Here is an 8,298-nt window from a genome sequence, read left to right as displayed (position 1 = left end):
TGTGATGTATTACAACCAAAAGCGTATTAAAATGGATTTAAAAGGATTGAGCCCTGCACAATACAGAGCTCAATATTTATAGTGTACTAACCTGTCCAACTTTTGGGGGGCAGATCAAAAAGCGGTCAAGTTTTGCTATATTTCCACAAAAATTGACCGCTTGTATATTTAGGCGATCAGCGATTTAGCCACGCCATATATTCTTTTGTGCCTTCTGCTACAGTTTTAAATGTACCCGTGTAGCCTGCCGCACGTAGCTTGGTTAAATCCGCTTGAGTAAAGGTTTGATAGCGAGATTTTAGGTGATCTGGGAATGGGATTTTTTCAATTTCGCCTTTGCCGTGGAAATCGATCACCGCTTGCGCGACCGCTTGGAACGATTCTGCTTTACCTGTACCTAAGTTGTAAATGCCAGAAATGTTGTTTTGCCACGCCCAAATATTCACTTTTGCTACATCTTCCACATACACGAAATCACGTAAGAAGGTTTCAGAACCTTCAAATAATTTTGGATTTTCACCTTTGAGCATTTGGTTGTTTAAGTGGAACGCTACACTTGCCATTGAGCCTTTGTGCTGTTCACGTGGGCCGTAAACGTTGAAATATTTGAAGCCACACACTGGTGAATCTGCTTCAGGCAGAATTTGGCGTACATATTCATCAAAGAGGAATTTTGAGTAGCCGTAAGCGTTAAGTGGCTGCTCAAAACGGCGTTCTTCGATAAAGTTATCCGAGCGTCCACCGTAGGTTGCCGCACTAGAGGCGTAGAAGAATGGAATTTTGCGATCTAAGCAGAAATGTAATAACTCTTTGGAATATTCGTAGTTATTGTGCATTAAGTATTTGCCATCCCATTCAGTCGTTGCCGAGCAAGCGCCTTCGTGGAATACCGCTTCGATATAGCCGAAATCATCACCCGCAATAATTGAAGCGATAAAATCTTCTTTATCACAATAATCTGCGATATCTAAATCAACTAAATTAACAAATTTTTCACCGTTTTTTAGGTTATCAATAACCAAAATATCTTTTCTGCCGATTTCATTTAATGCTTTGACGATATTGCTACCGATCATACCAAAGCCACCCGTTACTATAATCATAGCTTTTTCCTTTTTCAGATTAAAAACGGGGGATATTATCGGTGGATTAAGGCGAATTTGCAAATTTTGCGAGGATTTAGACCGCTTGTTAGAAAACAAAGAAAAAGCGAGACAATGCTCGCTTTGATGATTGGATAAATCTACTTCGCACGCTCAATTTGTTTTTTGAGCTTTTGCATTTTTTCTTTAATGCGTTGGCGTTTGAGGTTTGAGATATGATCTACAAACAGCACGCCATTGAGGTGGTCGATTTCGTGTTGGATACAGATAGCAAATAAGCCATCAGCCTCGTAAATCACTTCTTCGCCTTTGCGGTTTAACGCTTTTACCTTCACTTTCTCTTTGCGTGGCACTAATGCACGATGACCAGGAATAGATAAACAACCTTCTTCGATACCAGTTTCACCGCTTGATTCTAAAATCTCAGGGTTAATTAGCACCACTTGATTGGTTTTATCGCCTTCAATATCAATGGTAATCACACGTTTTAATACGCCCACTTGCGGTGCTGCAAGCCCGATACCTTCGTGTTCATACATCGTATCAAACATATCATCAATGAATTGATTTAATTCATCATCTACCTGTGCAACAGGTTCACACACTTTTGCTAACCCGTCATCTGGGTAAAGTACAACTTCTAAAACTGACATTTTTTTGTGATCTCAATCGAAAAATAAAAAATTATAAATTGGTTAATTAACTCGTTTTCTTATGATTGGGCATTTTGCAACAGCAACATAGCCAAATAAGACGAACGCCTGACTAAATTACCTGTTTAATTGTTATTTGTCTATGTTTCCTTTCAATAATCCATAATTAATTTAGGGAACTTATTAATGCCTCATCTTGCTTTACTCAAGTTACTACAAATTCCTCGATTTGGCGCACAGAAAATCGCTCGCTTGCTCTCAGAAGTGGATTTTGCTCAATTTTGTCAATATGACAAACGCCAGTTACAGCAAATCGGTTGGAACGAAAAGCAAATTCAGCGTTGGTTTCAGCCTGATATGCGCTGGATTGACGGTGCGTTAGCGTGGGCGGAACAGTCAAATCAACGCTTACTGACCTTATTTGATGCGGACTATCCGTTTTTATTACGCCAAATTAGTACTGCACCTCCTGTGCTATTTGTACGAGGTTCGGTTGCGTGCTTGAGCCAACCCCAAATTGCAATTGTTGGTAGCCGAGATTTTTCCGCATACGGCGAATATTGGGCGGGTTATTTTACCGAACAACTGGTACAACATAATTTGGTGGTAACCAGTGGGCTAGCGATCGGGATTGATGGCTTTTGTCATCAGCGGGCGCTGGCGGAAAATGGCATAACCATTGCGGTGTTGGGCAGCGGCTTGGCTCAGGTGTATCCCGCAAGACACAAAAAATTAGCGGAGCAAATTGTAGAAAGTGGCGGGGCGTTGGTGTCGGAATTTTTCCCGAATCAGCCTCCCTTGGCGGAAAATTTTCCACGTCGTAATCGGATTATCAGCGGATTATCGTTAGGCACATTAGTGGTGGAAGCCACGCTCAATAGTGGTTCGCTGATTACCGCACGCTATGCGTTAGAGCAAGGGCGGGAAGTATTCGCAGTGCCGAATGCAGCACAAAATCCATATGCGCAAGGTTGCCATAAATTAATCAGAGAAGGGGCAGTATTAACCGAAACCGCAGAGGATATTTTGCAGGCGATTCAATATCAATTGCCTACACAACCTGTGCAACAGACATTATTTGAACCACCACAAGCGGTCGAAAAAGTACAAGATTTTGCAAAAATGCCCCCACTTCCCGTTGCGAAAAATTTGCCAGAATTGACCGCTTGTCAGCAACAAATTATGAACCAAATTAGTCTTTCGCCGATTTCAATTGACGATTTAGCCAAAGCTAGCGCAATGGCGGTTGAAAGTTTATTGGTGGAATTGCTTAGCTTGGAATTGTTAGGGGTGATTAAACAGGTGAGTGGGGGCTATGTGTTGCAATCGTAAAAAAGCGGTCAAATTTGACCGCTTGTTTGCAAATAATATGATGCTGATATGGTTTTATTTTTTCGCTTGTAGCACACGGCGCGCGAAAATAATACAGCCGATCACAAATAGGGTTAAACCGAGTAGCTCCGCCATTGTGCCCCAGTTTTCCAGATTTAATGCTAATGGTGCATCTGATCCACCAGAAGTCACTGAACCTGCAATCACAAAGGCTAATAGCACGCCAACTAAGCTTTCTCCTACAATTAAACCTGCTGCAAACAGTGTGCCATAGCGTTCTGCTTTTTTGCTGGCTTGTTCCACATCTTTACCTGTGTGTTTGGCGTGGCGTTGAATATGGCGATTAACCAACCAAGAAAGTAATGCACCGATAATCAGTGGCACATTAACCACTGGCGGTAAGTAGATACCAATACCCACCGCTAACGTCGGTAATGCAAAACGACCTGCGCTGGCTTTTTTGAGTACGCTATCAATGATGATAAGCGTAATACCAAAAGCAACGCCAACTAAAATATAGGTCCATTCAAGGCTATTTGAGAAAATGCCGTTGGAAATGGTCATCATAATGGTTGCTTGTGGCGCAGAAAGTGCTTGTGCAGCGTCCATTCCCTCACGAGGCATTGCTCCCGCAAAACCGTAAGCGTGGTAAAGGGTTTCTAAGACAGGAGTGATCACCAATGCCCCCACAATACAGCCAATAATTAATGCAAATTGCTGGCGCCATGGAGTAGCTTTCACTAAATAACCTGTTTTTAAATCTTGTAGGTTATCGTTTGAAATAGTAGAAACACAGAATACGATAGAGGCTGTAAAAATAGTTAATGCAGTGAGGAAACGTTGTCCGTCGGCATTTTCCATTAAGCCAATCGCATTACCAACTAACATTAAAATCAGTGAAATAATTACGATTGAGATGATACCAATGCCTGAAATTGGGCTTGATGATGAACCAACTAGACCCGCCATATACCCTGATGCTGCCGCCACTAAGAAGCCCACCACCACGGCAAGTACCGTACAAAGCACAGCCAGTAAGAAGGCTAATTCGATTGGTAATCCCACAGGCTGTAAGAAGCTAACTAACGCAATAATAATTAATACCACGCTAGCTAATACGGTATAAATCATCGTTTTCGGTGAGAGATCTTGTGCAGTGCGGTCCATATTTTGTAACGCTGGATCTTTTAAGGCACGGAAAGCTTGTGACATGCCTTGCAACATAGGATTGAACAACACCAGTAACGTCCAAATCGCTGCAATACCGATAGTGCCTACCCCGATAAAGCGAACTTTGCTTTTCCATAAACTCATCGCAAAGCTAATCATATCTGTATCGGCTGGCATTGGGGTAGTGGCGGTGAAATAAGGCACGGCAACACCCCAAGTAAAGAGTGTGCCAACTAACATTGCAATACCGCCCATCATACCGACTAAATAGCCCGCACCGAGTAGCGCAAATGAAAAACCCATCGGTAATTGGAATACAGCATTGCCACCTTTAAACCAATAACTTGCACCGTCTGCCACAACACGTAAACCGTTAGTTAGAAAGCTCACCACTGCAGCTAATAAACCACCCGAGATAATTTCTTTTACGCCACTGTCTTTGTTATCACTTTCATCGCCTGCTTTTAGAATTTCAGCCGCCGCAACACCTTCTGGATAAGGCAAATCACTTTTAACCACCATCACATTACGTAACGGTACAGTAAAAATTACCCCTAAAATCCCACCTGAAATACAGATAAGTAAGGTTTGCCAAAATGGGAAGTTGTGCCAATAGCCCATCATTAACAATGCTGGAAGTACAAAGATCACTGAAGAAAGTGTGCCAGCAGATGAGGCTTGCGTTTGCACCATATTGTTTTCAAGGATATTTGATCCTTTAAACATTTTCAGCACCGCCATTGAAATCACGGCAGCAGGAATTGATGACGCAAAGGTCATGCCCACCTTTAGTCCCAAATACACATTAGAAGCAGTAAATACTACGGTGATTAATGCCCCTAGAATCATACCTCGTAAGGTTAGCTCGCGTAGAGCAGTAGGATTGTCCATAAGTCCTCCACAAATAAATAAAGAGGCATATTATCGGAAAACCAATATATTTAGATAATTATTCAGCTTATTTTGCACTCATTCCAACAAGTCTTTACACAAAAATGTGATATAGCGCAAAAAATAAAGCCGATTTCAAATAAAATCGGCTTTATTTAAAAGCTAGCAATTGCATTAAAATGCAATATTTGCAAATTTTTATAAAAATTTAACCGCTTGTTATTCGGCTTCAGCAACAGGTTTTTTAGCCAAATAGTTATAAGCAACTAACAGAGCAAATAAACCAACAATAATTGCAGTGATAATGTCTTTATTAAACACTTGTGCCATATAACCTAAGACAATACCGACACCGCCAAAATCAGCGTCAGAGAAAGTTGTGTTAGCAAAGCCTAATGAGCCTAGCACAGGTAATAAGAATACAGGCAAGAAAGTGATTAAGACACCGTGTGCAAATGCACCGATAATCGCACCACGACGACCACCTGTAGCGTTACCAAATACACCAGCGGTTGCACCGCAGAAGAAATGAGGCACAACGCCTGGTAAGATAAGCACCCAATTTAATTGTCCTAATATTGCAAGGCCGATCACGCCCCCCGTAAAACTTGCTAAAAAGCCAATTAAAACCGCATTTGGTGCATATGGGAACACAATCGGACAATCTAACGCAGGTTTGGCGTCTGGTACTAATTTTTCTGAGAATCCCGTAAAGGCAGGTACAATTTCCGCTAAGATCAGACGCACCCCTTGCAGAATGACGTATACCCCAGCGGCAAAGGTAATCGCTTGAATGGTTGCATAAACTAAGTAATGTTGCCCGCCGCTAAAATTAGCGACATACTCGCTACCAGAGGAAATTGCTAATACATAGTAGATAACCATCATCGTCAGCGAGATAGAAATCGAACTATCACGCAAGAAGCTCAAGTTTTTTGGTAAATCCATTTCTTCGGTAGATTTTGAGCCTTTTCCGACCGCTTGCCCGATAGCGCCTGCTAACACATAACCTAAAGTACCAAAGTGACCAAAGCCGACATCATTACTGCCTGTTACTTTGCGCATATAACGATGTACAATCGCAGGGAAAAACGCCATGACCAAGCCTAAAGTTAAGGCACCAACAAAGACTAATTGCACGCCCTTAAAGCCTGCAACAGTAAGAATCACACCAATCATACAAGCCATATAGAAGGTGTGATGCCCTGTTAAGAAAATAAATTTGAGGCGGGTAAAACGAGCTACAATAATATTCGCCACCATACCGAATGCCATAATGAGCGCTGTTGCCGTACCGTATTTTTCAATCGCCATAGATACAATAGCTTCATTGTTAGGAATAATGCCCTGCACGTTAAAGGCATGTTCAAACATTCCACCTAATGGCGTTAAAGAGCTAAGTAAAATGGTTGCACCACCACTTAATACCAAGAAACCAAGAATAGTTTTCACCGTACCTTTAATAATATCGGGTAACGCTTTTTTCTGAGCAACTAAGCCGACGAGTGCAATTAAACCAACTAAAACAGACGGCACTTTTAATATATCTAAAATAAAAAAGAGAATGGAATCCATAACTCACCTCACGCACGGTTAAAATAATCGGTCAATTTTTCTTCAAACTCAGTTACACTAATAATATTTTTGACAACAATAATTTTATCTTCCGCAATGCTACTACTGCTGGCAATATCTTTGGCCATCACAAAAAGATCCGCATCTGCTGGCGTGACTGAAGCTAGGTCGGTATGTCCAACTTCTGCCTCTATTCCAATTTTTGCCAATGCTTTTTTGATGTTCATTTCCATCATAAAACTACTGCCAATCCCATGCCCACAAACTGCCATAATTTTCATACTTGCCTCCATTTTTGAACAAATTGTAGATAACTTCGGCGAATTCGAAGTGGAATTGACTATAAAATAGGAAGATTGCTTATCGCAATGAGCAAAAATGAAAAATGTGAACTGGCTAACATTTATTCTGATAAGAAAATGACAGTGGTTTTGTGATGTTCAATGAAATAAATTGTTTGAGAAAATATTTCGAAATAAATTTTTTGGAGAAATTTGCATAAAAGATCGTGGCAAGTAGGGCTAAAAATGTTAGAATCTAACGCTTTTCAAAATAATTGTTCTCTTTTTTACAACATTTAGGTTTTATATGGCTACTGAGATTAAAAAGAAAACCCCTGAGCAGATCGAAGAAAAGGGTGTTAAAAGTAAGGGTGTAAATGGTGCGCTATGGTTTGTTGCTATTGCATTACTTGCTGTAGCTGCGATTGGTAATGCATATTTTGCATCGCATTTTTCATTAGTTGTGCGCGTATTATTACTTGTCGTATTAGTAGTAGGAGCCGTGGCACTTACAGCAATGACCAACCAAGGGCAAACGGCAATTGGCTTTATGAAAGAATCTCGTACAGAGCTTAGAAAAATTATTTGGCCAACTCGCCCTGAAGCAACGCAAACCACATTAATTGTACTTGCGATGTGTGTCGTGGTGTCATTAGTATTATGGGGTATCGACTCTATTATCGTTACATTGATTACGTTTTTAACAAATTTAAGGTTCTAAGATGAGCGAAGTAGAAAATACAGAAGTAACAAAAATGCGTTGGTATGTATTACAAGCATTTTCAGGTTTTGAAAACCGTGTTGCGGTAACATTACGTGAGTATATTAAATTACACCAAATGGAAGATCAGTTTGGTGAAGTATTAGTACCAACTGAAGAAGTCGTTGAAAACGTGGGCGGTAAACGTCGCCGTACAGAACGTAAATTCTTCCCAGGTTACGTATTAGTGCAAATGGAAATGAATGACGACACATGGCATTTAGTTAAAAGCGTGCCACGTGTAATGGGCTTTATCGGTGGAACAGCAGATAAACCAGCACCAATTTCTAAACGTGAAGCAGATCGTATTCTTAACCGTGTTCAAGAAACAGCAGAAAAACCACGTCACCGTAACGAATATCAACCAGGTGAAAATGTACGTGTTACAGAAGGTCCATTTGCAGACTTTACTGGTACAGTGGAAGAAGTGGATTACGAAAAAGGTCGCTTAAAAGTGTCTGTTTCAATCTTCGGACGTGCAACCCCAGTTGAACTTGAATTCGGCCAGGTAGAAAAACAATAATCGACTTCAC

General features: G+C 40.9%; 9 protein-coding genes. 4 read left to right on the top strand and 5 right to left on the bottom strand.

Annotated elements, in window-relative coordinates:
- Positions 1-4: 4 nt before the first annotated feature.
- A complete protein-coding gene (locus tag F8M47_RS12405; protein WP_150538505.1) occupies positions 5-82 on the top strand; it encodes an IS3 family transposase in 78 nt (25 codons plus the stop codon).
- Between the two features lie 94 nt (positions 83-176).
- On the opposite strand, the gene rfaD is transcribed toward F8M47_RS12405, so the two are convergent.
- Positions 177-1,103: an ADP-glyceromanno-heptose 6-epimerase gene (rfaD, locus tag F8M47_RS00790; RefSeq protein WP_150538319.1), complete on the bottom strand. Its 927-nt coding sequence runs from the start codon at positions 1,101-1,103 to the stop codon at positions 177-179.
- Positions 1,104-1,243: 140 nt separating this feature from the next.
- Complete coding sequence (gene def / locus F8M47_RS00785) at positions 1,244-1,756, bottom strand: peptide deformylase (RefSeq protein WP_150538318.1); 513 nt, start codon at positions 1,754-1,756, stop codon at positions 1,244-1,246.
- Positions 1,757-1,942: 186 nt separating this feature from the next.
- On the opposite strand from def, the gene dprA reads away from it, so the two are divergent.
- Complete coding sequence (gene dprA / locus F8M47_RS00780; RefSeq protein ID WP_150538317.1) at positions 1,943-3,088, top strand: DNA-processing protein DprA; 1,146 nt, start codon at positions 1,943-1,945, stop codon at positions 3,086-3,088.
- Positions 3,089-3,142: 54 nt separating this feature from the next.
- Here the strand turns inward: dprA and F8M47_RS00775 are convergent, their stop codons facing one another.
- The 3 genes from F8M47_RS00775 to F8M47_RS00765 all read right to left on the bottom strand — a co-directional run bounded on the left by F8M47_RS00775 (position 3,143) and on the right by F8M47_RS00765 (position 7,005).
- Positions 3,143-5,149 (bottom strand): OPT family oligopeptide transporter, encoded by a 2,007-nt coding sequence (locus tag F8M47_RS00775; RefSeq protein ID WP_150538316.1) that lies wholly within the window; start codon positions 5,147-5,149, stop codon positions 3,143-3,145.
- A gap of 219 nt (positions 5,150-5,368) precedes the next feature.
- The gene (locus tag F8M47_RS00770) at positions 5,369-6,724 is read right to left on the bottom strand and encodes a PTS ascorbate transporter subunit IIC (RefSeq protein WP_150538315.1); all 1,356 of its coding nucleotides are present in this window, start codon (positions 6,722-6,724) and stop codon (positions 5,369-5,371) included.
- Between the two features lie 8 nt (positions 6,725-6,732).
- Entirely contained in the window at positions 6,733-7,005 is a 273-nt protein-coding gene (locus F8M47_RS00765) for a PTS sugar transporter subunit IIB (RefSeq protein WP_150538314.1), read from the bottom strand.
- A 307-nt stretch (positions 7,006-7,312) separates the two neighbouring features.
- Between F8M47_RS00765 and secE the strand changes: the two genes are divergently transcribed.
- Both secE and nusG read left to right on the top strand, forming a co-directional pair.
- Positions 7,313-7,726, top strand: coding sequence for a preprotein translocase subunit SecE (secE, locus tag F8M47_RS00760; RefSeq protein WP_150538313.1), 414 nt, complete (start codon positions 7,313-7,315; stop codon positions 7,724-7,726).
- A 1-nt stretch (position 7,727) separates the two neighbouring features.
- Entirely contained in the window at positions 7,728-8,288 is a 561-nt protein-coding gene (gene nusG / locus F8M47_RS00755; RefSeq protein WP_150538312.1) for a transcription termination/antitermination protein NusG, read from the top strand.
- Positions 8,289-8,298 lie beyond the last annotated feature (10 nt).

This window comes from Actinobacillus vicugnae (genome assembly GCF_901687125.1).
Taxonomy (GTDB): Bacteria; Pseudomonadota; Gammaproteobacteria; order Enterobacterales; family Pasteurellaceae; genus Actinobacillus; species Actinobacillus vicugnae.
The sequence above is the reverse complement of the archived record's forward strand: the minus strand, read 5'-3'. Positions and strand labels throughout refer to the sequence as shown.

Coding starts and splice junctions, on each gene's coding strand:
- F8M47_RS00765 (WP_150538314.1), bottom strand. CDS start 7,005: ATGAAAATTATGGCAGTTTGTGGGCATGGGATTGGCAGTAGTTTTATG.
- secE (WP_150538313.1), top strand. CDS start 7,313: ATGGCTACTGAGATTAAAAAGAAAACCCCTGAGCAGATCGAAGAAAAG.
- F8M47_RS00770 (WP_150538315.1), bottom strand. CDS start 6,724: ATGGATTCCATTCTCTTTTTTATTTTAGATATATTAAAAGTGCCGTCT.
- F8M47_RS00775 (WP_150538316.1), bottom strand. CDS start 5,149: ATGGACAATCCTACTGCTCTACGCGAGCTAACCTTACGAGGTATGATT.
- dprA (WP_150538317.1), top strand. CDS start 1,943: ATGCCTCATCTTGCTTTACTCAAGTTACTACAAATTCCTCGATTTGGC.
- nusG (WP_150538312.1), top strand. CDS start 7,728: ATGAGCGAAGTAGAAAATACAGAAGTAACAAAAATGCGTTGGTATGTA.
- rfaD (WP_150538319.1), bottom strand. CDS start 1,103: ATGATTATAGTAACGGGTGGCTTTGGTATGATCGGTAGCAATATCGTC.
- def (WP_150538318.1), bottom strand. CDS start 1,756: ATGTCAGTTTTAGAAGTTGTACTTTACCCAGATGACGGGTTAGCAAAA.
- F8M47_RS12405 (WP_150538505.1), top strand. CDS start 5: ATGTATTACAACCAAAAGCGTATTAAAATGGATTTAAAAGGATTGAGC.